Annotated in this window: 15 protein-coding genes and 1 pseudogene; 7 read left to right on the top strand and 9 right to left on the bottom strand. The window is 69.6% G+C overall.

Features of this window, described 5'->3' with window-relative positions:
* The first annotated feature begins 41 nt into the window (after positions 1–41).
* Both JNO44_RS03045 and JNO44_RS03040 read left to right on the top strand, forming a co-directional pair.
* Positions 42–956: an esterase/lipase family protein gene (locus tag JNO44_RS03045; RefSeq protein WP_205361099.1), complete on the top strand. Its 915-nt coding sequence runs from the start codon at positions 42–44 to the stop codon at positions 954–956.
* Between the two features lie 74 nt (positions 957–1,030).
* Entirely contained in the window at positions 1,031–3,031 is a 2,001-nt protein-coding gene (locus JNO44_RS03040) for a transglycosylase domain-containing protein (protein WP_205361097.1), read from the top strand.
* 263 nt (positions 3,032–3,294) lie between these two features.
* Here the strand turns inward: JNO44_RS03040 and JNO44_RS03035 are convergent, their stop codons facing one another.
* Both JNO44_RS03035 and JNO44_RS45005 read right to left on the bottom strand, forming a co-directional pair.
* Complete coding sequence (locus tag JNO44_RS03035) at positions 3,295–3,951, bottom strand: Pr6Pr family membrane protein (protein ID WP_205361095.1); 657 nt, start codon at positions 3,949–3,951, stop codon at positions 3,295–3,297.
* A gap of 111 nt (positions 3,952–4,062) precedes the next feature.
* A pseudogene (locus JNO44_RS45005) lies at positions 4,063–4,279 on the bottom strand (hypothetical protein); the annotation flags it as partial.
* A 413-nt stretch (positions 4,280–4,692) separates the two neighbouring features.
* On the opposite strand from JNO44_RS45005, the gene JNO44_RS43020 reads away from it, so the two are divergent.
* The gene (locus JNO44_RS43020; RefSeq protein ID WP_240167387.1) at positions 4,693–4,845 is read left to right on the top strand and encodes a carbonic anhydrase; all 153 of its coding nucleotides are present in this window, start codon (positions 4,693–4,695) and stop codon (positions 4,843–4,845) included.
* A 238-nt stretch (positions 4,846–5,083) separates the two neighbouring features.
* Here the strand turns inward: JNO44_RS43020 and JNO44_RS03020 are convergent, their stop codons facing one another.
* Entirely contained in the window at positions 5,084–6,244 is a 1,161-nt protein-coding gene (locus tag JNO44_RS03020) for a PucR family transcriptional regulator (protein ID WP_205361093.1), read from the bottom strand.
* A 267-nt stretch (positions 6,245–6,511) separates the two neighbouring features.
* Here JNO44_RS03020 and JNO44_RS03015 point away from each other — a divergent pair, with 267 nt between their 5' ends.
* The 4 genes from JNO44_RS03015 (at position 6,512) to JNO44_RS03000 (ending at position 10,771) form a co-directional block, all read left to right on the top strand.
* Complete coding sequence (locus JNO44_RS03015; protein ID WP_205361092.1) at positions 6,512–7,357, top strand: alpha/beta fold hydrolase; 846 nt, start codon at positions 6,512–6,514, stop codon at positions 7,355–7,357.
* On the top strand, positions 7,354–9,117 hold the full coding sequence (locus tag JNO44_RS03010) for an AMP-binding protein (protein ID WP_205361090.1): 1,764 nt from the start codon (positions 7,354–7,356) through the stop codon (positions 9,115–9,117). Before JNO44_RS03015 ends, JNO44_RS03010 begins: the two co-directional genes overlap by 4 nt.
* Positions 9,118–9,246: 129 nt before the next feature.
* Positions 9,247–10,041, top strand: coding sequence for a TIGR03084 family metal-binding protein (locus JNO44_RS03005; RefSeq protein ID WP_205361088.1), 795 nt, complete (start codon positions 9,247–9,249; stop codon positions 10,039–10,041).
* A gap of 259 nt (positions 10,042–10,300) precedes the next feature.
* Positions 10,301–10,771: a hypothetical protein gene (locus JNO44_RS03000; RefSeq protein WP_205361086.1), complete on the top strand. Its 471-nt coding sequence runs from the start codon at positions 10,301–10,303 to the stop codon at positions 10,769–10,771.
* An 880-nt stretch (positions 10,772–11,651) separates the two neighbouring features.
* Here JNO44_RS03000 and JNO44_RS02995 read toward each other — a convergent pair.
* The 6 genes from JNO44_RS02995 to JNO44_RS02970 all read right to left on the bottom strand — a co-directional run bounded on the left by JNO44_RS02995 (position 11,652) and on the right by JNO44_RS02970 (position 25,188).
* The gene (locus JNO44_RS02995; protein ID WP_205361084.1) at positions 11,652–12,317 is read right to left on the bottom strand and encodes a hypothetical protein; all 666 of its coding nucleotides are present in this window, start codon (positions 12,315–12,317) and stop codon (positions 11,652–11,654) included.
* 670 nt (positions 12,318–12,987) lie between these two features.
* Complete coding sequence (locus JNO44_RS02990; protein WP_205361078.1) at positions 12,988–13,140, bottom strand: hypothetical protein; 153 nt, start codon at positions 13,138–13,140, stop codon at positions 12,988–12,990.
* A gap of 49 nt (positions 13,141–13,189) precedes the next feature.
* On the bottom strand, positions 13,190–14,422 hold the full coding sequence (locus JNO44_RS02985; RefSeq protein ID WP_205361076.1) for a hypothetical protein: 1,233 nt from the start codon (positions 14,420–14,422) through the stop codon (positions 13,190–13,192).
* Between the two features lie 47 nt (positions 14,423–14,469).
* On the bottom strand, positions 14,470–18,087 hold the full coding sequence (locus JNO44_RS02980; protein ID WP_205361074.1) for a hypothetical protein: 3,618 nt from the start codon (positions 18,085–18,087) through the stop codon (positions 14,470–14,472).
* Positions 18,080–20,434: a hypothetical protein gene (locus JNO44_RS02975; RefSeq protein WP_205361072.1), complete on the bottom strand. Its 2,355-nt coding sequence runs from the start codon at positions 20,432–20,434 to the stop codon at positions 18,080–18,082. The genes JNO44_RS02980 and JNO44_RS02975 overlap by 8 nt, the downstream gene beginning before the upstream one ends.
* Positions 20,431–25,188, bottom strand: coding sequence for a YncE family protein (locus JNO44_RS02970; protein ID WP_205361069.1), 4,758 nt, complete (start codon positions 25,186–25,188; stop codon positions 20,431–20,433). The genes JNO44_RS02975 and JNO44_RS02970 overlap by 4 nt, the downstream gene beginning before the upstream one ends.
* Positions 25,189–25,307 lie beyond the last annotated feature (119 nt).

Genomic DNA, 25,307 nt, shown 5'->3' with positions numbered 1-25,307 from the left:
GCCGGCACAAGCCGATACCCTCCCCCCCGTAAGGAAGCTCCATGTCCGTACGCACAAGAACGCTCCGCGTCCTCGCCGGTGCCGTCTCGGCGCTGGCGCTGGCCCTGTCCTTCGGCTCAGCCTCCGCGTCCGCTGCCCCGGCCGACGCGAAGACCGGAAAGACCGAGAAAACCGCCAAGTCCGAGACGACCGTCACCAGCGGCTGGAACAACTGGTCCTGCAAGCCGTCCGCCGCCCATCCCCAGCCCGTCGTCCTGATGCACGGCACCTTCGGCAACTCCTGGGACAACTGGCTCGTGCTGGCTCCGTACCTGGTTAAGCGAGGCTACTGCGTCTACTCGCTGGACTACGGGCAGAAGGCCGGGGTGCCGCTCGTCAACGGCCTCGGGCCGATCGAGAAGTCAGCCCAGCAGCTGTCCGCGTTCGTGGACAAGGTCCGGAAGTCGACCGGTGCCGAGAAGGTGGACCTGGTCGGCCACTCCCAGGGCGGCGGCCCGCTGCCGCGCTACTACCTCAACTTCCTGGACGGCGCCGCCAAGGTCGGCAAACTCGTGGGCATCGCCCCCGACAACCACGGCACCACCGTCTCGGGGATGTCCCGCCTCGTGGACACCGTCCCCGGCGCACGCAAGGTCTTCTCCCTCACCCTGCCCGGAGTGGAGGACCAGCTGATGGGTTCGGAGTTCCTCAAGAAGCTGAACTCCAAGCCCGACACCGTGCCGGGGGTGACGTACACGGTCATCTCGACCAAGTACGACGAGATCGCCACACCGTACACGTCCCAGTTCCTGTCCGGCCCGGACGTCCGTAACGTCGTCCTCCAGGACCTGTGCAAGCTCGACATCTCCGAGCACGCCGCGATCGGCACGATCGACCGCGTCGCCTTCCACGAGGTGGCCAACGCGCTCGACCCGGCGCACGCCACCCCCACCACCTGCAAGTCCGCCGTCAGCTGACGCCCCCCGTACCGGCCCGGCCGCCGTCCCCCCACGGCGGCCGGGCCCCTGCCCTGTTGCCGGACGGTCCAGTGATGATTCGCCCCCGCCTGTACGAACTCCGGCCCCGGACGCGGGAAGTCCCGCCCGTCGGGTCACGATTCCGCCCCGCCTATCCCCGCCCGGGCCGGACGGGATTCAGACGCTGGGTACCGTCGTGGCGCCAGACGCTGGGGTTGCTCGGCTCCGCCGTCACCATCATGGCCGGACTCCTGGCCATCACGTACATACGCACCGAGATACCCGCCGACCTCAACGCCTTCGCCACCCAACAGGCCAACGTCTACTACTGGGCCGACGGCAGTGAGATGGCCCGCACCGGCGAGGTCGACCGGCAGGACGCGCCGCTGGACCAGGTGCCCGAGAAGGTCCGCTGGGCGACGCTGGCCGCGGAGAACGAGACGTTCTACTCCGACAGCGGGGTCTCTCCCAGCGGCATGGTCCGCGCGGTCTCCAGGATGGTCACCGGGGGCGACACCCAGGGCGGTTCGACCATCACCCAGCAGTACGTGAAGAACGCCTACCTCAACCAGGAACAGACCTTCACCCGCAAGCTCACCGAGATGATCATCGCGATCAAGCTCGACAACAAGATGAGCAAGGACGAGATCCTTGAGCAGTACCTCAACACCAGCTGGTACGGGCGCGGTACCTACGGCATCCAGCGGGCCGCCCACGCCTACTACGGAAAGGACGTCTCGCAGCTGAACGTGAGCGAGGGCGCTTTCCTGGCATCCTTGCTCAAGGGGGCCGCGCTCTACGACCCGACGGCCGGCGCCGAGAACCACAAGCGCGCCGTGGAGCGCTGGAGTTGGGTCCTGGACCGGATGGTGGCCATCGGCAAGCTCTCCCGGCAGGAGCGCGCGCAGTACACGCACTTCCCCGAGACGATCGCCCCACCCAAAGTCACCGGGCTGACCGGCCAGACCGGCTACCTCGTCGAGACGGCCCGCGCCTATCTGCTGGCCCACTCCCACGTCTCCGAGCGGGACTTCGCGCTCGGCGGCTACCAGATCCGCACCACCTTCGAGAAGAAGCGGATGGCAGCGCTCACCCGGGCGGCCGAGCAGGCACGGGACGGTCTGGCCCCGGACCGGCGCGCGGCCGACCGCGATGTGCGCATCGGGGCCGCGTCGGTGACCACCGACGGACGCCTCGTCGCCCTGTACGGCGGGCCGGACTACCTCAAACAAGGCTTCAACGACGCCAATTCGTCCGTCGTGCCGGCGGGCAGCGCCTTCACCCCCTTCGTCTACGCGGCTGCCTTGCGCGACGGGGTGCAACGCGAGCGCGGCAAACCCCGCACACCCGTGACCCCGGCGACGCTCTACGACGGCGACAACAAGGTCTCGCTGCAAACCCCGGAGGGCCCCTACTGGGACCGGTCGGGGAAGATCGTCAGAGCGGTCAACGACGGCGACAGGTCCTGGGGGAAGATCTCACTCCGGGACGCGGTCGCCCAGTCGGTCAACACCCCCATGATGCAGCTGGGCATGGACGTGGGGCTGGACCAGGTCGGCAAGGTGGGCGTGCAGGCAGGTTTGCTGGAGAGCAGCCTCGGAGAAAGACTGCCGTCGTTCTCGCTCGGCACCTCCACGCCCAGCGCCATCCGCATGGCCGACGCCTACGCCACGTTCGCCGCCAAGGGCCGGCACACCGAGCCGTACTCGGTCGCCGGAATCCGGCGCAACGGCGACGACGTGCCCGTGGAGAGGCCGGAGCCCGAACAGGCCCTGCCGCCGCACGTGGCGGGTGCCGTGGACGACGCGCTGCGCGAGGCGGTCCGCGCCGGCACGGCGAAGCCGGCGCAGGCCGCCGGGCCCGGCACGGCCGGCAAGACCGGCACCGCGCAGGACAACAGGTCTGCGTGGTACGTCGGTTACCGCGACTCCCTGTCGACCGCGGTCTCGCTCGCCCGTATCGACCCCAGGACGCAGGAGCTGCTCCCATTGGACGGCATCGGCGGAACACCCAGTCGTACGGCGGGCAGTTCGCTGCCGATCGAGCTGTGGAATCGCTACATGGCCGCAGCATAGGAGACCGGCCAAGCTGCATAGTTGAGAACTTTTCGGTACCTGTGCGCGGCTCGCCGACGACAGCGAGAACGACGAGGGCGGTGAAGAGGCGATGCTGCAGGCCCCTGCATGACCCTGTGTCCGCTGGCCCGGAGAATTGTGCAGCTCACCGGGGGCAAGACCCGACGCGAAATCGCCCAGTGCCTTGACCGCTCCGCTGCGCGGAAGGTCTTCTGCCTGATCCGGCCCGCACGGCCATGCATGCCGAGGCTCCCCTGACGTGGTCACTGATCACCATCATGCCCCGGCGGCCGGCCTGGGCGGTCGGCCCTGCCCCGGCGCCTCCTGGCCACGGCGCGGCCCACGAAGGTCGTCCCCAGCTTGTAGAGCGCGCCCGACACGATCATGGCTCCCACGTACAGGGCCACTCGCCCGTACCCATGCGGCCTGGGGTCGAGGAAATAATACGGGTACCAGTTGACGGCGAGGCCGCGGACCTCGGTGTAGACGACGTACAGCAGGGGGAGGAGGGGGACCAGCAGCCGGGCCCGGCGTGTGGGCCGTTGCTTGACGGGGTCGATGAGCCGGTCCAGCACCATGACGACCGGCATGATCCGGTGGTGCACTGTGTTGACCCGGGCCGACATCCCCAGCAGGGTGTGTGACAGCAGCAGGTTGTAGACGATGCCGGTGATGACCATGTAGGTGGTCGCGGCGACGCGCAACAGGTCGTAGATGCGGGAGTCGCGCCCGGTCCACGGCCAGGCCCCGGCCAGCAGGACGACCGTGGCGAGCAGGTTGCTGAGGAAGGTGAAATAGCTGACCTGGTCGGCGACCGTCTTCCCTTGCTGGAGCGCCAGGGACACGGACTCTCCCAGTATGGCGAGGTCGAGGAGGCCGAACACCCACCGGTATCCCCCGACAAACGCACGTTTGGCCATGGGCGTCAATGTAGGAAGACCGAGCCCCGTCACCCCTCAGCCGTGGCCGGAGGGCGCTGTCTGTCAGCCGTTCGCATGGCTCAGCGCGTCGTGTGTCGGCTTCCGCGCCGTCCGCGCTCGTGGCGGACCGGGGCCTGCCGTCTCCAGGCCACCGGGCAGGGACGGGTCCGCGCGGCGCGCGGCCTTGGCCACCGTGGCGGGCAGCCGCTTCTCCGCGTTCGTGCGGACTTCGAAAGACCTGCCGGGCCGGCACCGAGAGGCCCGGCAGCAGAACCCGTTTCCGCCGCAGCCCCCCGACCGCGTGGTTGAACAGCGCCACCGGCCCCTCGTCAAGCTCAAGGAACTACGAGCCAGGGACGCCAAAGAACGCACCCAGCCAGGGCGAACGTCGAGGGCCTGGCCAGGGTCGTCCACCAGCTGACGGGTGGTTCTCCTGCTGCCGTAACTGCTCCGGCCAGGGGAGACCCGCCCCGCAGCGGGGTGTCACCGCGAGGCAGTGGCAGTGGCTCCCCGTCTCGTACATCTGGCGGCACTCTGGTTCTGCACGAGATCTTCTCGCCCGACAGTGTGGACTTCTTCGTGCTGTTCTCCTCCATCAGCGCTGCGGCGCCGTGAAGGCGGCGTATCGAGTCCCTGCGTGATGGCAAACCGCTGCCCGGCAACCTGCCGGCGATCGTCGAGGCTCTGCAGCAGGCATACGAGCAGGCGGCGAAGGAAGGCGGCGCCGACCCGGCCGACGCCATGGCCCGCGCCCAGGCCAAGTTGACCGCCACCGGCCTGCGCTCCGACAAGGACCTCGCCCCACTGGTGCGCAAGGGCGCCCTTGCCGTGGTGGGCGCCTACTGCTCGCTCGACACCGGCAAGGTCGGAGTCCTGACGGGCACCCCTTCCTGAACCGATCGCACGAGAGGGCCCTTGAGGAGGCATTCGTATATCGGGTGTGCTTGTCAGCGGTCCCCCGCACCCTTCGCTCCGTGGTGGCCTCTTGCGTCCTTGGCGCCGGCACGGTGCCGCGCCGGCGCCAACTCCGCCATATCCAGGGCTACTTCCATGCCCACCACGTTCGCTACACCCTCGAATGGCCAACCCAATAGTTCTGCCTCAATGTTTTCGTGTCAGCCTCCGCAGACGACTACCCCGAACGTAGTGAGTGGCTTCGGCGCAGTGCCCACCAGATCTGCAGGGCGGTGTGAGTGTCGCGCAAGGAGGCGCCGGTGAGGCTTTCGTAGCGGGTGAGGCGGTATCGGACCGTGTTTTCGTGGACGACCATGGCCTCGGCGGTGCGGCCGATGTGCATACCGCATTCGAGATAGCGGTCGACGGTGGCGAGCAGGGCGGAGGCCGCGCCACCCTCACCGATCGGAGCGAGGTAGCGCCGGACCATGGCGTCTCCGATGTCGGTGTCGGCCATGACGGCGGGCAGCAGCCCGAGGTCTTCGAGGCGGTGGGTGCCCGGTATGGCGAAGGCGTGGGCCGTTGTGACGGTCCGGGTAGCGGCCCGGATCGAGCTGGGAAGGCCGTCGAGGGGAACCTTGGGGCCGGCGCCGAGCACAGCGTTGGCGGGCACGTTGGGGATCCGGTCGCTCAGGCCGATCACTTCGTCGTCGACCAACGCGACGAGGCCGGCGGGTGGCCGGCAGGCGGGGTGACGGCTCAGGGCGGCTTCCAGGTCCAGAAGACCGCCATCGCCAAGGACGTGCGCTCGCAGAGCGTGGTAGGTGCGGTCGGGTTGCAGGCCGAACTGCTGGGCATCGATGCGGATTCGGGCCTCAGTGTTCTCGTCGAGCAGCAGACGGCGGAGGAACTCGGCTCTGCGGACCCCGTCGTGGCGGGCGAGTGTGGCCGTGGCTTCCTGGTGGCCTGTACTGAACGCCAGCGTTGCGGCATTGGTGGCGGCGAGCAGGTCACCCGTCAGATTCATCAGCTCGGCGTCCGGTACCCCGGTTTCGCGGCCCCGTACGACCGCCTGGGCGATGGCTTCCCGGACCGCGATCTGCCAGGCGCGCAGTACGGCATCCAGCGGCATGCCCTGCCTGGCCCGGAGCTCGCCGTAGTCCCGCAGGGCATCCAGCTCCTCGGCGCCGAGCGAACGCTGTTCGGCCAAGGCGTGGGCCACTTGGATGAGAGCGGCAGTCACGGACGGGGCCAGCGACGCCGAGCGTACGTGCCCGTACTCGGCGATCTCCGCACGGAAAAGGGAGAGGAAGCGCTCGGCCAGCTGGGGTGCGTGATCGGTGACGTAACGCAGCAATGCCTGGCGCCGGTCCTCTGACCCGACCTCGGCTTCCTCCACGCCCGGAACGCTATAGGGAGCCTCCTGCGACGGCAAGCAGATCTTGTAGGGATGCCCAAACAGTGCCCCCCCACCTCGAAGTGGTCGGGGCGGCAGCACACGGACCAGCTCGCAGGCAGGGAAGGAGCGGCCGGGGACGCCGCCCGGGCAGGCATGGTGAACGCCGAGCGTCCCTCTCGCGCCTTGGAGATTTCCATAAATCCGAGGGAGCCAAGTCTGGGGTCCCGAACGTATCGGCCGCGCCCCGCCGGTTTCGATACTGCAGGCATGTCACCCACTCCAGCCTCCGAGCTACGGACAGGCTCCGGCGACCCGCTCCTGCTCCTGCACCCGTTCGCCCTGTCCCACCATGTCTGGGAAGCGGTGGCCGAGCGTCTTGCGGACTCCTACGACGTCTACGCCCCCACGATGCTGGGCCACTGGGGCGGAACCACGCCCACCTCGGGGCGGAAGGTGAGCTTGGCCGCGCTCGCCGACGACATCGAGGCCAAGCTGGACGCGCTCGGCTGGCGGACCTGTCACGTCGTCGGGAACTCGCTCGGCGGCTGGGTCGCCCTGGAGCTGGAACGCAGGGGGCGGGCACGCAGCGTGACCGCACTGGCACCGGCCGGCGGCTGGCGGAACCTCTCCCGCACCGAGTTCCGCATCGGACTGACCTTCTTGGCCCTGCTGCCGTTCGTGGTGGCCGGGAATCTGCTGGGCGATCTCGCCGCGAAGCGCCGCTGGATCCAGCGTGCCGCCCTGAAGATCGTCAGCCATGAGACGGCGGCGGTGCCTCGCGAGACGGCGGCCAACTACGTACGTGCCACCACGCATTGCCGGGTCTACCTGTGGATGCTGTGGGCCGGCCTGCGCGACGGAGGGATCACCGGCCTCGACCGGGTCAGCGCACCCTCGACGCTGCTGCTCTGCCGCAAGGACGCACTGCTGCCCCATCCCTCCTTCTCCCGCATGTTCCTGGAGGAGCTGCCGGGGCACACCACCCGCGAGTGGATACCGGACGTGGGGCACGCCCCGATGCTCGAACGGCCCGACCTCGTCGCCGAAGTACTGCGCCGGACACTCGCTCGGCACCAGGGCGAGATCCGCCACCGGAAGGGAACCACCTCGTGAAGGCCGGTACGCGAAACGTCGTCCGTGGCACGCACGTCCGCCCGGCCGCGGCCGGCGACCTGGTCGCCGGCCTGCGCGTTCTCAGGAGTGCGGGCGTGATCGGCGGCACGCGGCCGGACCGTCTGCTGCGCTCCCTCGGCCGGATCCGCCGGTACGGCTTCTCCGCCGGTGGTGCGCTTGCCTCAGCCGCGGTGAAAACGCCGGACCGCATCGCCGTCGTCGATGACGAGGGCTCCTTCACCTACCGGCGGTTGGACGAGGACGCGGCCGCGCTCGCCGCGTATCTGTGGAACACCGGCAGCCGTGAAGGCACGCGGATCGGCGTGCTGATGCGCAATCACCGCGGCTACCACCTCGTCAGTGGTGCCGTCGCCCGCATCGGTGCCGATCTGGTCCTCCTCAACACCGAGGCGTCCGCACACCAACTCGCGGACGTGGTCGCCGAACAGGGACTCACTTTGCTGATCGCCGACGGCGAGTTCCTCGAACGGCTGGGTGAGATCAAGGACGCGCCCCCGGTGCTGCAGGCGTGGACGACCCCGGACCACCGCCCCCAGGGACTCGCCCGCACCGGCGGCTCTGGCGGCGACGGTGACTCACCAGGCCCCACGGGGCTCGCCAAGGCCATCGAACTGGGCTGCACCGGCGCGCCGTTGCCCGGCCGGCCACGGCGCGGACGGCTCATCTTCCTCACGTCGGGCACCACCGGCACCCCCAAGGGAGCCCAGCGTCCGGAGCCGAAGAACTGGATGCCCATCGCCGCCCTGCTCTCGCGTATTCCGTTCCGCGAGGGCGAGCGCATTCTCGTCGCGGCGCCGCTCTTCCACGGCTGGGGATGGGCCAACTACCAGATCGGCCTCTCCCTCGGCTCAACTCTCGTCCTACAGCGCCGGTTTCGGGCCGAGAACTCCCTCGAAGCCGCCCGCGAGAACCAGGCAGGTGCGATGGTGGTGGTGCCGACGATGCTGGCGCGCATGGTGGCGCTGCCCGACACCGACCGTCCCGACCTGCCGGCACTGCGCATCCTCGCCTCCAGCGGATCCGCCCTCACCACCTCCCTCGTACGGGAGACCCGCCGGCGCTTCGGTGACGTGCTCCACAACTTCTACGGCGCCACCGAGGTCGCCTGGGCCACCATCGCGCAGCCCCACGAAATGGCCGCGCACCCGGCGACCGCGGGACGGCCCCCACTCGGCACCACCTTGCTCCTGCTGGACGAGGCCGGACACCGCGTCCCCGACGGTGAAGTGGGGCGTGTCTTCGTCGGCAACTCCATGGTCTTCGAGGGCTACACCCGCCCGGGAGCGGACAAGGAGCGCCACGGCGATCTCGTCTGCACGGGCGACCTCGGCCACATCGGGCCCGAGGGGCTGCTGTTCATCGACGGCAGGACGGACGACATGATCGTCTCCGGCGGCGAGAACGTCTACCCCCGTGAGGTCGAGGACCTCCTCGCAGGCGAAGACGGGGTGGCCGAGGTGGCCGTGGTCGGCGCCGACGACCCGGAGTTCCGCAAGAGACTCGTGGCCTACATCGTCCGCACCGACGACGGCGCCGGGGCAGCCCTGACCCAGGAATCCGTGCAGAGCCTCGTCAGGTCCCACCTGGCCTGCTTCTGCGTCCCACGTGACGTCGTGTTCCTGCCCTGCCTGCCCCGCAACGCCATGGGAAAGGTCGTCCCCCGGCTCCTCCCGCCTCCTCAGCCCCAGGAGGCCGTGCCACCTGTGGACGCCGGCGCGCCGGCCGACGAATCCCGATGACAACGAGTCGCGATACAGCCAACAACGCCGCCCGCCAAGCCCCATGGACGGCTACCGCGTCCTGGCCTTCACGCACAACGTCGCCGGCCCGCAGACCGACCAGCTGACCGGCGAAGAAGAGGACGAGGGATGAGCCAACACGGCGGAATAATGGACGATCTTCACGCGGAGAGCGAGGAACTGGACGCGATCGTGGCGCCACTGGACGCCGAACGGTGGGCCACCCCCACACCCGCCGAGGGGTGGACAGTCGCCCATCAGATCGCCCACCTGGCATGGACCGACGCCTGGGCACAGCGGGCGGTGACCGACCCCGACCAGTTCCGCGGGCAGGCCCGTGCCGCCGCCGCCCGCGACGGGAACGCGGTCGAGGACGGTGCGGCCGAGGGGGCCCAACAGGCCCCGGAGGCACTGCTGCGCCACTGGCGCACCGGCCGTCAGGCCCTGCACCACACCCTGGCCACCACCCCCGCCGACGCCCGAGTGCCCTGGTTCGGCCCGCCCATGAAGATTCCCTCCATGGCGACCGCCCGCCTCATGGAGACCTGGGCCCACGGCCAGGACGTGGCCGATGCACTCGGCGTGCGCCGCCGGCCGACCACACGCCTGCGTCACATCGCCCACCTGGGCGTCCGCACGATGGGCTTCGCCTTCGCCCTGCACGGTCTGCCCACCCCGACGGTCCCCGTACGAGTGGAACTGCAAGCCCCGACCGGCGAACTGTGGTCCTGGGGCCCGCAGGACGCCTCGGACCGCGTCACCGGACCGGCCCTGCACTTCTGCCTGCTCGCCACCCAACGCCGCCACCGCGACGACCTCGCCCTGACCACCACCGGAGAAACAGCACGGCAGTGGCTGCCCATCGCGCAAGCCTTCGCCGGCCGCCCGGGGCCAGGACGGCCCAGGCGCGGCAGATCGGCATGACCAGTAGACCAGCCTTGGAACTGGTGGACTGCGCGGTCGCGGCAATGTCGCCTGGCAGGACCTGCCGAGGCCGGTCGGTGGCCCTCGGCCCGAGGCTCCGTGCTCGGCTTCGTTGGCATTGCCGAAGCCCTGCGCCGTGGGACGGCTCACTTTCGGCCCCGTCAGGGTGAGTTGATGCTGCGCCGACTCCGCTGCCCTAGTATCGCGTTCGAGCAGCCATCCCGTGCGGTACCACGTGCGAACCCAGGAGGTTCAACCGATGGGAACGGACGATCGTCTCTCGTTCTGCGCCTTGCCTCCGGTGGTCGTGTTCTGCGACACCGAGCGACCGTACCCATTGGCCTGCCTGGACGCCGAAGCACGCACCCGGGCCGAGCGGCTTGCCGCTGCCCTCACGTCCGTCGAGGCGTTCGGGTCGGTCGCGGCACGCACCGCAGCGCTGAGGGAGGCAACGCTCGCCGCGGCCGGGCTGGTCCGCGCGCTGCCGGCTGACGACGTCCTGGCCGGCAGTGACGAGCTGCCGGTCCGTTCGCCTGTGCAGGGCTACTTCGGGGTTCGCACGGCTGCTCTCACCGCCGGGCAGACGGCACGGCAGGCCGCGGAAGTCGTCTACCGGGGGATCGCGGATCTGTGTGAAGCCCCGCTCTGCGGAGGCGAGGGTGGCGGGAGCCGGGTGCGGGCGCGTGAGGTCACGGGCGGTTTGTGCGAGGCGCTGGGCGCCGGCGCGTAGGGGGCGACGGGCCTGCTCGGCCTGAACCATCCGTGCGTAGGCGGGCGCGCGCCGGGGGCGTGGGCAGACCTGGATCAAGGTGTGCAGGTGAGATGTGAGAGTGTGCAGGGCGTGAGTGAGACACCGACGCGCACCCTCCAGTACCGCTCTGACGGGCCAGAAGACGCCCCAGCCCTGGTTCTGGGGGCCGCACTGGGTACCACATGGCACAGGTAGGCGGAACCGTCTTCTGGCGTCCACGTGGTCTACATCGATGCCGTTCACGCAGGTGGGGCCATCGTGGTCCAGGTGTGTCGACGGTGTTGGTGATAGCGATGTGACACGTGATGGTCACTCTGGCAGGGGTGGGGTCTCGGTGTTCCTCGGCGGCGAGGTCCGCTCCTCGATCCTGTTGTGGTGTCTTCGAGTGCCTGTAGCGGGCGGCGCCGCCTGAACAAAGATGGCAGCTTCCGTGCCGTATAACGATCGGCCGGAGTCAGATCCGGGATGTGCCGAGGGCTGGGGTTGAGCATGCTCGGTGTTTCTGGGTGGGGATGCTCTGGCCGGCGGGAGGATGGGGGGTGCTGCCCCGGGTTCAGGGTCTGACTCATGACTTTCTGACCAAGGTATCCCGGTGTCACAGTGCCGGCCGTTGGCCGGGGATGGCGCGTTGTCGGTGCTGGGCCGACGGAGCGTGTCCCGATGGGAGCCTGCCGATTGTTGTGGCGTCCTCACGATTCCGACCGCCCGACGCGCTATCGGACTGGAAGGGGAGCAGGCATGTCCACATCGACCGTGTCCAGTACGCCGCCTGCTCCGCAGAACCGCCGTCGCCGTCCTGCGGGGGAGGTGGTTCTGGGGGTGGGCACGCACCGGGATGCCCATGTGGGTGCGGTCGTCGTCACACCCGGTACGGGGTTGCGACGCAGCCGTGTTGGGCGCTGGTATCAATGATCTTGCTGCCTGGATAGGGACGAACCCAGTCGAGGCTGTCGGGGATGCCCTTGGACGACACGACCTTGATGTCGGAGACGGTCCAGTAGTCCTCCGGCGGCAGCTTATCCACCTTGTCCGGACTCGTCTCCCCGACCTTCCACCCTTCAATGCACAGGGTGATGTCCGTGCTCGGCTCCTGCACGTCCGCGAGCAGCTTCGTTTCCTCATGACCATCGAAGCCGAGTACGTAGGTGTACTTCTTCGGCTCGCGCTCAACGAGAGTGATGTAGCTGCTCACTTCGTCACCCGGAGCGAAGCCGAACTTCTTCTCCGTGTGGTGATCACCGGTGAGGGTGTCAATGACGTAGGTCCACAGGAACCATCCACCGTCGGGCTGGAATCCGAGGACGGGCTGGAGCAGGTAGCTGGGGAAAAGCGCGGGCCAGACGAAAACTGTCTGGTGGTCGACCACCTTTGGGGTCGGCGGGACCTTGAACTTACACGTGAACTCGGTGACATAGCTCCCGGCCGGCAGATATCCGTTGTTACAGGTGTAGGGCTGCGGGTCCGGCAAGCCTCCGCGAAGGTGTGCCAGTGCCACGTTCGGGGGCATCGTCCGGTACTGATCCATGCTGAACTCCTGCTAGGTGGGGATATTGTGTTAATCCCTGGAAAGCGTGGAGGAATTCTTTATGATGCTCGGACCTCCTGGGGTTACGCAGGTGTACGGATGTGCTCGCGGCGCAGGGCTGATGCATAGAGCCTCTCCGGCCCGAGGTTGGGGCGGGGTTGGAGCGCGGGGCTGTACAGAGCAGTGAGCTCCTGGTAGACGGGTTGTCGACCAAGATCAACCATGTGCCGACACTTCCATCATGTCGATTCCTGACGGGCCGCCCAAGATGGACCGTATGAAAGTAGTCAGGGAGTAGGGATGAACGGACGATGGCAGATGCGGCTGTGCTCCCTACCCTCGGAGCTGGGCTACCGCATGTGCACCTGGACCATCGACATGCTCGACCGTGACGGGCCGGGGTGGCTGGACGGCGTCCCAGATTCGCGCGGCGATGAGGGACGCCCCGGCGGCGGACAATCGAGGCGGGGTGGTGCTCGGGCATCTCTTCAACCTTTACCCGGAGGTCCTGCCGGAATACGGGGGGTACTTCGCGGAACGTTCCGGCTCGGCTGAGTTGTTGAGGGCTATTCAACTTGTAGGGAGAAACCCAGTGGGATCCGGCTTCGAGGTCCATCTTGATCGTGGCCTGTCCGGAGACGGTGAGGTCACCGCCCACCGACAGTGCCTTCTACACGGTGAGCGTGTCGCCGACCGAGACCGCCTTCGCGGCGGTCAGGGCCTCGCTCACCGTGAGCGCGCCCTGGGCGGCGAGGCCCTTGGCCACACCCGCACCAGCCGCCTCGCCCGCCTCGACCTCACCCTCGCCGCCTGATCCCCACATTTGGCCAGCAGGATCCTCGGGCGGGACCACAAGGGCCCGGGATGACTACTCACTGGTCCAGGTACCAGTACCAGCGCGAGTTACCGCTGTCCACCCTCTTCAGCGAGACATCGCCGGACGCCTTGTTGTCCTCGTTCAGCCCTTCGTCCGAGTGGTAGCTATTCCTGATCCGGACCTTGGAGCCGCGGCGGAGGAAGGGTTGGCCGCCATCCGTGACACTTCCGCTGGTGGTGATGCCACCGCTGCCCGCGTTGACGCTCGTGCCTGTGATGGAACCGCCCGTGATGGCACCGCTCCCGGCGTTGACGCTCGTGCCTGTGATGGAACCGCCGGTGATCGTGCCGCTGCCCGCGCTCAGGCTGCTTCCTGTGATGGAACCGCCCGTGATGGCACCGCTCCCGGCGTTGACGCTCGTGCCTGTGATGGAACCGCCGGTGATCGTGCCGCTGCCCACGCTCAGGCTGCTTCCTGTGATCGCACCGCCAATGACCGTGACGTTGCCGTCGACCTCCAGCCCCGTCAGCTTCGGGTTCGTCACCGTCACCGTGGTCGTCAGGTAGCGCGTGGTCCCGCCCGTGACGTACGAGAGCTGGAAGGTCGTGTCGTGGTCGATCGTCGTGCTGTACGCGTGTTGTTTGCCGACCGGGTGCGCGCTGCCGCCGTGCGAGACCGTGTAGTCGAGCGTCGACGGGCCGTTCCACGTGAGGCGGAGCGAGGTGCCGGCCGTCACCTCCAGCTTGTCCGCCGTGAAGTCGGAGACCGCCATGGCCGGGATCTTCGGTGCCGGGAACTTCGTGAGTGCCAGCTTGGTGAAGCGCGGGTTGTCGGGCCACTGGCCCGTGTTCGTGGTGGCGAACTCACGGATCTCGATCCGGGCCGTGCCGGGCCGGGAGCTGATCTTCAGGTTCTTCAGGGTGATGACGAGGCCGGAGGCGTCGACCGCAACGCCCGTCTTCTTCTTGTCGTCACCCTTGGGCGTGGCCTGGAAGCGGGCGTACTCACCCGACGGCAGGAGGGTCTGCGCGCCGGGCTGGAGGCGCACCACGTCCCAGTCATCGGCCTGGCCGTCGCCCGCGTCGGCCTCGACCAGGCTCTGGGCGAGCTTGCCCTGCGGTAGGGAGAAGACGATCTCCCGGCAGTAGACGGTCTCGCCACCGCCGTTCGAGACCACGATGTGCAGGGCCGTGGCGGGGTCGTCGGTACCGGTCGTCGCGTACAACGGGAACGGTTCGCTGATGATGGCGTAGTCCAGCAGGGGCAGGGGGGCGTCCGGCTCGCTCACGGAGTCGGCTCCTTTCAGAATCGGGATCGGGTGCGGGTGCTTCGAAGTCACTTGGTGGTGAAGCCGCCGGACAGGCGCAGGAAGCCGGTGCGTACGATCGGGCCGTTCTCGTCCAGCCGGGCGGTCTGGTCGATCTGCACGACCGACTCGTGGTTCCACTGCGGTGCGGGGCCGGCGTCGGCGGGCGCTTCCGGGACGACCAGCTCGGCCCAGTCCCACGTGCCCTGCGGGGACGTGGGATGCGGTACGGCGAGGGCGTTGACGAAGCCGGACGACTCGTCGCCCACGCCCGCACCCACGTCCTTGGCCGGGACCTTCCGCGTCGTGGTCAGCACCGGGCTGAGCCGCAGCGCCACCCGCATCGCGGCCATGGCGGTCCGTGTGAAGCGGGTCGGGAGCTGAAGACCCGTCACGGGAAGGATGTCCGTGGTCGCGTGGACGGTGGCGAGCGGGTCGAGCAGCAGCGTGAGGTGCGTCCGGTCCGTCGAGTCCGCCCGCAGCTTGGGCCAGTTGGCATCGGAGATCCGCGCCACGTAGTCCGTGTGCGGGTGCGCGCCCGGCGTGGCCACCGAGTAGAACGTGCCGTAGTCGGCCTCGGAGAAGTAGCCGATCAGACCATCGCCTTTCTGCCCGGCGTTGCCGAGCCGGACGGGCCACCGGTAGTCGAGGTGGGCCATCTCGGGCGGCGCCGTCTTGCCCTGACGCGTGGCCCATGCCTCCTGCGTCTTCCAGTCCAGCGCGTACTGCCAGCCCCCGTCGGCGACGGGAAGGCCGTCCAGCTCGAAGCCGAGCCGGGCGCGGACCAGCGCGAGCGGACGCCCGAGCAGCGCGCCGAGCACCTCGTCGCCGTACGGGTTGCCCGGGTCGATGCCGGCGAGTGCGTGGTCGACGGTGGCCAGCAGGTCGGCGAAGGCGTCCGGCCCCTTCGCGGCCAGCTCGCGGGCGAACGCGTAGAGCTGCGGCCGGGCATCGCGCAGGGCGTCGATCGTGTTCACCTGGGAATCCGGCAGGGGCCCCCAGCCGACCATGGTCGTCACGGCGCCGCCCGCGCCCTCGCGGAGTTCGAGGCGCAGTTCGCCGAGCGGTTCGCCGGTCGGCGCGTAGCACAGCAGCGAACGGTCGACGTAGTTGGGGACGATCCACGCGCCTACGGGCGTGGTGTTCGCGGTGAGGTCGACCAGCCGTGTGTCGTCGTGCTCGGCGACGAAGTCGAACCGCAGCCGGGCGGCCTGGAGCAGGCGCGGCGGCAGCTGGACGAACCGCCCCGTGTCCGTGGGCTGGACGAACTTGCCGTGAGTGTGCAGGCTGTCGCCCACCTTGGGGACGAACGTGGGCGCGTCGCCGGGCAGCAGGACGTCGAGGCTCTGGCCGAACTCGTCGACGATGCTCAGCCTGTTCACCGCGAACTGCCCGGCCCGGATCTGGGTGAAGCCGGAGTCCTGCCAGCCCTTGAACGGCACGGGCAGCATGCCCGGGTTGGGCAGGTGGCGGAACGCGTCACCGATGAGCTCGCCGATCCTGCCGGGCGGGCTGACGCCGGGCGCGGGGTCGCGCAGGGCGAAGGCGTCGGTGAGCCGGTCCAGCCGCTGCGAGAGCAGGTCCAGGTCCTTGATCTGTGCTGCCGCTGTCGTGAGCGCCTCGGCCGTCGCGGCGTCGGGGTGGTCGGCGGCGTACTGTTCGAGCCCGCCGCTCGCAGTGTGCTGCGGCAGCGGTACGAGGAAGCGGCGCCCGGTCACCTCGATGGCGGTGGTGGCGGAGGAGCCGTTCGTCCACTGGTAGTGGCTGCCGTCGAACGTCCAGTTGGGACTGTTCGGGTTGCCGTAGGGCACCTGCCAGTGCTCGACCCGCCACTGGAACAGCAGCGGCTTCCACGGCTGCCGCCAGGGGGCGGGGGCGATGTCGGACCGGTACGACACCTTCGGGTCGAGCACGCACGCGAACTCGATCAGCAGGGCCGACGCGACCGACGGCAGCCCGCCAAGCTGGAGCGAGGTGAAGGGGTTCGCCCGCCCGTCATTGACGATCTGCGACGGCATGCGGCAGATGAGTGACCCGTCGCCTGTCAGCGGCTTGTACGCCGTGTGGCTCTTCGCGCCGGCCAACACCATCGTCGGGTCGGTGACCTGGTAGAAGGGCGGCAGGGTCTCCTTGCGTAGTTCGTAACCCTTGGGTAGCGGGTGGCCGCTGAGGCAGTCGGTGATGGCCTTGAGCTTCTTGTTCTTCAGGTCGTCCTGCGCGGCGGCCACGCGGGCGGCGAGGCCGTCCGCGTTCGCCGGGTCGATCTCGGCGTACAGCCGCTCACGGCGGTACTGCGGCGGGATGAGCGGCAGGCTGTGCATCCACCACAGCCCGTACAACCGCTCCTGCAACGCGGTCAGTTCACGCTCCGCGGCGTCGTACGCGCTCTGGTGGCCGTTGAGTTCCGCCAGCCACGCCTCGTGCTCGGGCGCCACGCCGGACCATGTGACCGACTTCGGGTCGCCGGAGACATTGCCCTTGTCGGCGGTGTCGGCGAGGCGCCACACATAGCCTCCCGGCACCTGCTGGAACCAGCCCTTGTGCAGGGCCTGGGCCGCGAGGACATCGCCGTCGGGCTCGTCGAGGGTGTTCAGCAGGCCCTTGCCGAGGGCGTGCAGGAGGGCGGGGTCGGTGGTGTGGTCGAGGGCGTTGCCGGAGTTGGCGGGCAGGGCCGCGCGGGCCTTGGCGACCAGTGCGGCGTGCGCCTCGTCCGCGCTGCTCCCGACGGCGATCCGGTCGCGGACGTCCGTCTTCTGCGGGCGGTCCGAGTCCGGGGCGCTGCCTTTGCGGTCCCACCGTACCTGGAGGGCCCGGCCGCAGTAGGTGGTGCTGTCGGGCGTCCAGGTGCCCGGCAGGTCGGCGACCGTCCAGCCGAGATCGGCCAGGACGGACGCGACCGTCGCGCCCGTGCCGTCCAGGCGGCGGCGCAGCTCCTCCTGGGCCGGGTCCGAGTACCAGCCCATGACCTGGTAGTTCACGACTCCGGAGTCGACGCCGTCCAGCGGGTCGTGCAGCGAGAAGACGTTCTCGTGGTACGGCTGGTAGATGTGGAAGGTCATGATGCCGGGACCGACCGCGGTGAGGAACAGCTCCTTGCGCGAGGCGTCCGTGGGCTCGCTCCACGTGCTGCTGCCGTTGATGCTCTGCTTCTTGCCGATCTGCGTCGTGATGATCGTCGAGCGGTACGGCGTGGTCGCCGGATCCCCGGCGTCGGGCCGCACCGGGTGCATGAAGCGCGACGTGCCGTCCTTGGGGTCGAGGAAGTCGCTCTCCACCACCCAGCCGGCGGTCAGGTCGTCCCTGCCCTGCACCTGCCGGACGACAAGCCAGCGGTTGGGCACGAGCGGGAACTCCGTACGCCCGCTCTCGGCCCGCGTGGCGCCCTGGCGCAGCGCGTCGGGCAGCTCCCAGCGCACGTAGACGCCGTCGTACTTCTTGTACTTGTCGTCCGTCTCGCCCTGCTGGGTGGCGTTCCACGGGTCCTCGTTGGTGAACGGGGCCACCTCGGGGCTGAGGCTGTGGCGCAGCAGGTTGAAGTTGGGGCGCCAGCGCCGGAATCCCTGGCCGTCGCGCTGGCGCAGGTCTTGGTTGACCACCAGGGCGTCCACGTTCACCGGGACGATGAGGGTGTCGTCGCGGTCAGCCATTGGGGTGGGCTCCTGTCGTGAAGGGGGTCTGCGCGGTGGAAACGGTGGTGAAGGTGCGGCGCTGCGCGGCGTTGATCATCTGGATGGCGAACTCGCTGGGCGTCAGCGGACGCTTCAGGTGCAGTGCGTCCTTCAGCCCGTCGGCGAGGCGCGTCACGCTCAGCACGGTGTCGGGGTCACCTGCGCCCGCAGCGCGCAGGTAGGAACGTAGCCCCGGCTGCGTCGGGAACTGCGCGCCGGTCTCCTGCCCGAGGGGCCTTGTGCTCTTCGGGTTGATCTCGCGCAGCCGGATGATGCCGTCGTTGATCGGGTCGTCGCTGCCGCCTTTCGCCGGCTCGTCGATGCCGAAGTGCACGCCCTGCTGCGGCTCGGCGAGCTCGACCCGGCCCGGCACGCCCTCGACGAGGACGAGCAGGACGTCGTCGGCGAGCGCCTCGCGGCGCAGTACCCGCAGGGCCGTTTCCCCTTCGGTGGTCCGGGGGTTCGTGTACGGGCGGACCTCCAGCGCGGGCCAGCCGCTGACCAGCTCCGAGCGCAGCAGCAGACCCGTGACCGGTGTGGCCTGCGGTGGCAGCGGGGCCACGCCCTTGGGCCCGAAGATCAGGTCGTCCGAGGTGAGGTCGAAGGTGTGGGCGAGCCCCACGCTCAGGGCGCCGTCGAGCAGGGTGGCGGTCCAGTTGGCGTCCACGTAGAAGAAACGCAGGCTCTCCGTGGGCAGCATCCGCGTGTCGGGGACGAGGTGCGCGAACGGCACGCCCGTCAGGTTCCGCAGGTCGAGCAGCCGGTTCCGGACGAGGGCGAGGTCGTCGTCGTGCGGGTCCACCAGTGGCTTGTCGTCCGCTGTGAACCGCGCGTGCAGCTCCACGTCGGCGCGCAGGCGCTCCAGGGTGAGCCCGGCGGTGGCGGGCAACTCGGTCGCGGCCGGTACGGGGGTGACGCCGGGGCGGCGTACGGAGGTGGCGACGGCCTGGGCGCGGGCCGGCGTGGTCAGGACCTCGCCGAGGTGGCCGGCGAGGCCGTTCGCCGCCAGGTGCTCGATACGGGCCCGGGCCCCGGTGGTCGCCGTCGCGCGGCTCCTCTTCTCCGCCGCTCGCTGCACCTTGCCGCGCAGGCGCAGCAGCGCCGCGCCGAACTGGTGGTCGGCGAGGGCGACGCCGCGGCCCGCGGTGAACGCGGTCGCGAGGCTCACGTCGAAGACGCCGTACTGGTCCAGGTGGATCAGCGCCTCCGCCGCGCAGCGGCGCCGTTCGCGGTCGGTCTCCGGCGTGACGTACTGGGCGGTGAGCGGCCCTCGGTACCAGCCGAAGGTGGAGCGCCCGGACTCGGTGCGGCACGAGATCGGCAGGTAGCCCTGGCCGAGCCGGTCGGCGACCTCCTGCTGGTCCTTTCCGGACAGCGGTCGGCCGGGCAGCGGCACGCGCAGCAGCAGCGCGGAGCCGTCCGTGCCCTCGGTGTCGACGAAGTGCTCGGTCAGCGCGGCGAATCCGGGGATGTGGTCGGGGATCGTCTCGAAGGCCCACGACCACAGGGAGATCAGCCGCAGCTTCTCGTCGGGTCCGTCGTACGTCTCCTTGGCGCCGTCGGGCAGGCGAGATTGCCAGCCTTCCAGGGAGACCAGGTGGGCGACGTAGCGGCCTCCCGCCGCGCGGGGCAGGCGGTTGCCGACGACGACCGCGTAGTCACCGACCTGGATCAGGTCGTCGCCCGGCGCGGCACGCTGGTGCTCCTCGTTGACCCGGCGCACATGGGTCAGGAGCGGCATTTCCACCTCGGTCGGGGCCAGCGCGTGGAAGACGGCGGCGGGCACCAGGACGGTGCGGCACACCTGCTTCTTGTCGTCGTCGGTGATGGGGTCCGTGGTCTGGTCGAACGGGGGCAGGACGACGCCGCTCTCGGAGCCGATCAGGTCGGCCACGGTCTTCGCGTCCGTCTGCCCGAGGCAGTGCGGGTCGGTGTCGGGCAGCTCGCCTTCGCCGAAGACGAGGAGGGCCAGCCACGGCACGCGCGTCTTCCCGTCCTTCGCCTTCGCCTCGCGCTCCCACGGCAGGGTCGCTCGGTCGAGCGTGACGTGCGGTAGCACGTCGTCGTACAGGCCGCTCGCGCCCGGCGTTGGGTACGCGCCGTGGATCCACTCCGGCTGCACGGTGAAGCGCGGCGCGCGGACCTCCACGTCCTGCGTCACCGGGGTGTCCAGGTAGTAGTCCGTGTCGACCCGGGCGCCGCCCTTGGTGAGGGACTGATGCGCGGTGAGCTTGTACCGCCCCGCGGTGAGCGTGGGCACCAGCGAGTCGACGAACTGCACGTTCAGCGACGGGTCGGGGTCCGGGGCGTACTCGGGGTGGCTCATGCCGCACCGCCTTCAGTGATTCGGGTGACGCTGGGGGCTGCCGGTGTGTCGGTGACGGTCGGCGGTACGGTGACGGCGAGGGCCACCGGGGCGTCCTTGAGAGGGACGGTGGCGGGGAGCAGGACCGGCTGGTCCGACGCGACGCCCACGACCTGGACCTGCTTGACCTTCTCCCGGACGACGTACAGCCGGTCACCCGCGGCGGACACCGCGAGCGCGGTCGGTCCCGCCCCCACCCACACGGGCTCCGCCGCTTCCCGCGGCAGGCCGTCCCCGGTGTCGAACACGGAGACCGTGCCGGTCACGGCGTTCGCCACGTACAGCCGCTTGCCGTCGGCGGAGGCGGCCAGGGCGCTCGGTCCGGTGCCGGTGCGCAGTGTGGCGACGATCCTCTTGGCGGCGACGTCGGTGACGGTCACTGTCGACTTGGCTGGGTTGAGCGAGTAGAGCCAGCGGCCCTTGGGGTCCACGGCGAGGCGGGTGGGGGAGGGACCGGCGGGCAGGTCGTCTCCCGGGCTGGTCGTGGGGTACTTCCCGTTGGTGACGTCCACCTGGGCCACGGTGTTCAGATCGGGCTTGGCGACGTACACGATCTGCGAGGAGTCGTCCCACCGAGCGGCGGGGACGACCTCGCCGATGGCCGCCTGGAGGCCGAAGTCGTGCTTCTTGGCGGGCACATCCGGCTGAAGGTCGAGCACGAGCATCTGCTGCGACTGCGTGGCGGTGACGTACGCCCACTTGTTGTCGGGCGAGAGCACCGCTCCCCGCGTCTGCTGGTATCCCCAGATGCGGTCGTGGAAGAGGGACTTGGTGTCACCCGGCGGGTTTGCCGAGATGTCGCGTACGTCGATGTTCTGGTCGTTGTCGACCGCGCACAGACGGTGGCCGTCCGGGCCGACGGCGAAGTGGAACGGCGCGGAGGCTCCCGACGCGAACTTCAGCGGAACGCCGGCGTACGGTGTCAGGCTCTGCGCGTCGACTGGCGTCACGGTCGCCCCCGCGCCCAGTACGTACAGCCGCTCGCTGGCGGTCGGCGGACCGGGGACCGGGGGCGCGGGCTTCGCCTCGATGTCGCCCGCGACCAGTCCGTCCGTGGCGGCGAGCCGCTCGTTGGTGCCGGGGCTCACGCCCAGGTAGTCCATGGCGGCGAAGAGCCGGTCGCGGGACTGGTCGGTCAGCGCGCCGGCCTGGCCGCCGGTGACGGCGGCCACGCTCGCGCGGACCTCCGGCATCGGCGCGGCCTCGGTGACAAGCTCGACGGTGGCCGGCTGCGCGGCCTCGGCCCGCGCCGGCGCGGACTCCACGGCGGTGACGGCCTGTACGACAGCCGGCCGCGTCAGCGGCAGCTTTCCGTTCGGCGTCCGGTCGTCGTGCGCGATCGTCCCGGCCTTGATGGGGCCGGGGGTGCTGCCCGGCGTGGGTTTCGGCAGATGTAGGTCGACGCCCGTCAGCTGGCCGTCCACGCGCTGCGCGCTGCCGGTGGTCAGCTTGCCGTCGTACTTGCCCCACAGCGCCGCGGGCAGGCTCGCCACGTTCTGAGTGGCGGCCCACTTGCTCAGGTCCTGGGAGCCGCCGTGGCCGGTGAGCGTGATCGTGAGCGCCGAGTCGAGGTGTTCGCCGCCGCCGCGGAGGGGACGGATGTTGACGTCCGTGCCGTCGATCGTGTGCTGCTGGTCGCCGAGGTGGAGCTTGCCGACCGGGACGGCCGTGCGCACCGCGAAGGAGAAGGCGCCGGTGCCGACCGTCCATAGTCCCGGCTCGTCCTTGGACTTCACCGGCGTCAGCCCGTCCATGGGCACCAGCCGGACGGCGTCCTTCGCTGCGGGCAGCTGCTTGACCACGTCGGTCCAGGGCGCGGCCTTGTCGCCGCTTGTGTTGTCGTCACCGAAGCCGATGGTGAAGGAGATGAACCAGAGGTGGACGGTGACCTTGCCGCCTGTCGGCGGGCCCCACAGGTGCAGGGACGCGCCGACCTCGACGCTGATCGTCTCGCGCACCAGCCACAGGTCGAGCACGTAACTGACGCCGATACTCACGTCGATCCCGGCGTCGAAGTGGAAAGGTGCCCACTCGATGAGGATGTTGGCGTGCGCCGTCAGCCAGGCGTGCAGGTCGCCGGCGCGGAAGTTCACGTCCAGCGCGCCACCGGCCATGATCGCGCCGGGGGTGAGCGCGAAGTACGAGCCACCGCTGATGGTCAGCTCCGAGGTGATCGGCCAGTTGAAGCCCAGCCGTGGCACCTGCGGGTAGTGGTCGGGCACCCGGTAGCCGGGGTAGTAGCCGCCCAGGGTGAGGACGAAGTCACCGGTGTGCGCGCCGGTGAGCCAGGTGTACAGCGCGAAGCCACCGGTCAGCACGCAGTCCTCGGACAGGAGGAACGAGCCGGGCGCGAGCTGCGCGGTCAGCTTCAGCACGCCCTCGCTGGCACGGTACTTGGCGGACAGGCCCAGCCGCACTTTCGCGTACGCGGGCAGGGACTGGTCCTTGGGGAACTGCGCCTCCGCCGTGCCGAGCACCGCGACGGCGAAGTCGTCGCCGACCTCCAGCACCAGCAGCGCCTGCCCGCTGACGAACTCGAAGACCTTGAATTCGAGGCCGGCCGCGAACCACAGCTGCCCGGAGGCGGGGCGTACCCAGGCGCCCTTCTGGCCCCCCATCAGTTTTTTCAGGACCACGAGCGGGTCGGTCTCGGGTGAGGTCATGTCCGCGAGGAACGGGAAGTCCAGCACCTGGTCGCCCTCGGGCAGTCGCAGGTCCGTGTTGAGGCCGAAACCGGCCATGATGCCGGTGATCTGCACGGGCGGCGGCCCGCCGAACTCGCCGTTCACCTTGCCGAAGAGGAACAGCGACGGCTGGTCGGGGTGCTGCTTCGTCCGCGCGTACGCGCCCAGCACCGTCAGTCCGAACTTCTCGGCCGTGACGGCCAGGGCACCTTCGATCAGGGTGCTGTACATGTCGTCCGGGGGCCGGTTGACCAGGGCGCCCTTGATCGCCAGCGGCGGGCGGGAGTAGCCGACGCTCAGCCCGTCAAGCCGGAACTGTGGCGACACAGGGGGGGACAGCGGGATCCCGATGCCCAGCCCGTCGACGCCGACGGTGAGTCCGGCCATGCCGAGGGAGGCGTCGAACAGCACCCACACGGTGTCGTCGGCGAAGCCCACGCCGACGCGGCTGAGGTTCAGGGGGCCGATGTCGCGCTGGACCTTGAGCCAGGCGACCAGGGGGAGGCCGGTAGGGGCGGCCGACGCGTCCTCGGTGACGTTCGCGGTGATGTTCTTGGCGGCGATCTCGGGGACGGGCGTGCCGTCCTGAGTGATCAGTCGTGGCCGAGCGGGAGCCTCGACGGCCCCGACGGGGGCCTTGGTCTTCTTGTGGTCGCCCCGGACGACGACCGAAGTGGTCTCCGAGTGTCCCGGCAGCTGGAGGTCGACCGTGAAGGCCAGCCCCTTGCTCAGACCGTCGGCGGGCAGCAGGGGCAGCGTCCCGTCGCTCGCCGCGAGGGCCTTGTTGAGCTCGGTGATCCGGTCGGCCTTCAGCTCGACGGGGGCGAGCAGCACACCCAGCCCGCGCACGCCGAGGTCCTGGCCTTGGGGAATCTGCCCCTGGAGCAACGGCAGGTCCGAAAGCTTGGCATCCAGCCCGACGCCGGCGCGCACGACCCAGGCGCGGGTGCCGCCCTTCGGCCGGTCCGAGACGACGACGAGCGAGCCCCCACCCTTCTCTTTCGCGGCGAGCACGATGGACTTGCGGGCGGACGCGTACCCGACCGTGAGGCCGGAGATGGCCAGATCGGCCAGGAACGCCGGCGGATCCGTCACGCCCAGCAATCCCGCGAGGTCGGCGAACGACACGCCCTTGGAGTCCTCGCAGGTCGCGCTGAACTCGGCGTGCTGGACGTCCTTGATATCGAACGTCAGGGTACGGACGGTGTCGTCCCCACCCCCCTGTGTGGGAACACCGAGGACCAGACGCGCCCTGTACTCCTGGTCGTACGTCTGGCTCCGGCCGGACTTGGACAGGGACACCTTGACGTCGAGGTCGGCATCGAGGTCGCCCAACGGGAAGTCGACGTCCACCTCGACGCGGAACCCGATGGAACCCTTGCCGTGGTCGTAGGCCAGCACGAGGCGCTTGAGGGCGATGTCCTTCAGAACGGGCGGCGGTGCCACACCGAAGAGCCCGAAGAGCGCCTCGGCGACGTGCCATTCCTCTCCGGCCTCGGGCTCGACGACGAACTCGTAACTGGTCTGTCCGGCTTCGAAGTCGAGGGCGCAGGTGATGAGGAGCGGGTCCCCGCCGCCGACGTCGAGCTTCGCCTGCGCGGAGAGCTCGCGGACGGCGGCGCCGTCCAGGAGGCGAATCGTGTAGGCGAGGAGGAGGTCCCGCAATCCGAGGGCACTGAGGACGGACATCACGGGGTGGTTCTTCAGCGCCAGACCGAACTGGACGCCGGTGACGGTGGCGTCGTCGGGGTTTCCTTCCTTGTCACTGAAGAACCAGAGGGAGAGTTTCGGGGTTTCGGTGGCGATGATTCCGGTGACGCAGAGATGGTCCGGGTCCGGAACCATCGTGGTGAGGGTGGTCCCCATGGTGAACCAGTCCGAAAGTGCGCCGGGGTTCACCGCGTTCTTGAGGGCGCCCCCGGCGCCGAGGGTGTCGGGGAGACCATCGGGTAGCAGCAGTCCGGGATTTGGAGGTGAAAGGGTCTTCAACCAGCCCTTGAGTTCGCCGACGGTCATCGCGGTCACCGCCACAACGCATTCCCTCCTGGCCGATGGGCCGCGCCGGGCACGGGCCGCCGTGAGTGTGTGGACGTGAAATTCCGGCGCACGCTATCAGCGGGGGATCCTGTCGCGGCGATGATCAGGCCAGG

It is taken from the genome of Streptomyces noursei, assembly GCF_016917755.1.
Taxonomy (GTDB): Bacteria; Actinomycetota; Actinomycetes; order Streptomycetales; family Streptomycetaceae; genus Streptomyces; species Streptomyces yunnanensis.
This window is presented reverse-complemented; position numbering and strand designations above follow the sequence as displayed.

What these genes read in the sequence shown, in the direction of transcription:
- JNO44_RS03045 (WP_205361099.1), top strand. Translation starts at nt 42, where the DNA reads ATGTCCGTACGCACAAGAACGCTCCGCGTCCTCGCCGGTGCCGTCTCG.
- JNO44_RS03040 (WP_205361097.1), top strand. Translation starts at nt 1,031, where the DNA reads ATGATTCGCCCCCGCCTGTACGAACTCCGGCCCCGGACGCGGGAAGTC.
- JNO44_RS03035 (WP_205361095.1), bottom strand. Translation starts at nt 3,951, where the DNA reads ATGGCCAAACGTGCGTTTGTCGGGGGATACCGGTGGGTGTTCGGCCTC.
- JNO44_RS43020 (WP_240167387.1), top strand. Translation starts at nt 4,693, where the DNA reads ATGGCCCGCGCCCAGGCCAAGTTGACCGCCACCGGCCTGCGCTCCGAC.
- JNO44_RS03015 (WP_205361092.1), top strand. Translation starts at nt 6,512, where the DNA reads ATGTCACCCACTCCAGCCTCCGAGCTACGGACAGGCTCCGGCGACCCG.
- JNO44_RS03005 (WP_205361088.1), top strand. Translation starts at nt 9,247, where the DNA reads ATGAGCCAACACGGCGGAATAATGGACGATCTTCACGCGGAGAGCGAG.
- JNO44_RS03000 (WP_205361086.1), top strand. Translation starts at nt 10,301, where the DNA reads ATGGGAACGGACGATCGTCTCTCGTTCTGCGCCTTGCCTCCGGTGGTC.
- JNO44_RS02995 (WP_205361084.1), bottom strand. Translation starts at nt 12,317, where the DNA reads ATGGATCAGTACCGGACGATGCCCCCGAACGTGGCACTGGCACACCTT.
- JNO44_RS02990 (WP_205361078.1), bottom strand. Translation starts at nt 13,140, where the DNA reads ATGTGGGGATCAGGCGGCGAGGGTGAGGTCGAGGCGGGCGAGGCGGCT.
- JNO44_RS02980 (WP_205361074.1), bottom strand. Translation starts at nt 18,087, where the DNA reads ATGGCTGACCGCGACGACACCCTCATCGTCCCGGTGAACGTGGACGCC.
- JNO44_RS02975 (WP_205361072.1), bottom strand. Translation starts at nt 20,434, where the DNA reads ATGAGCCACCCCGAGTACGCCCCGGACCCCGACCCGTCGCTGAACGTG.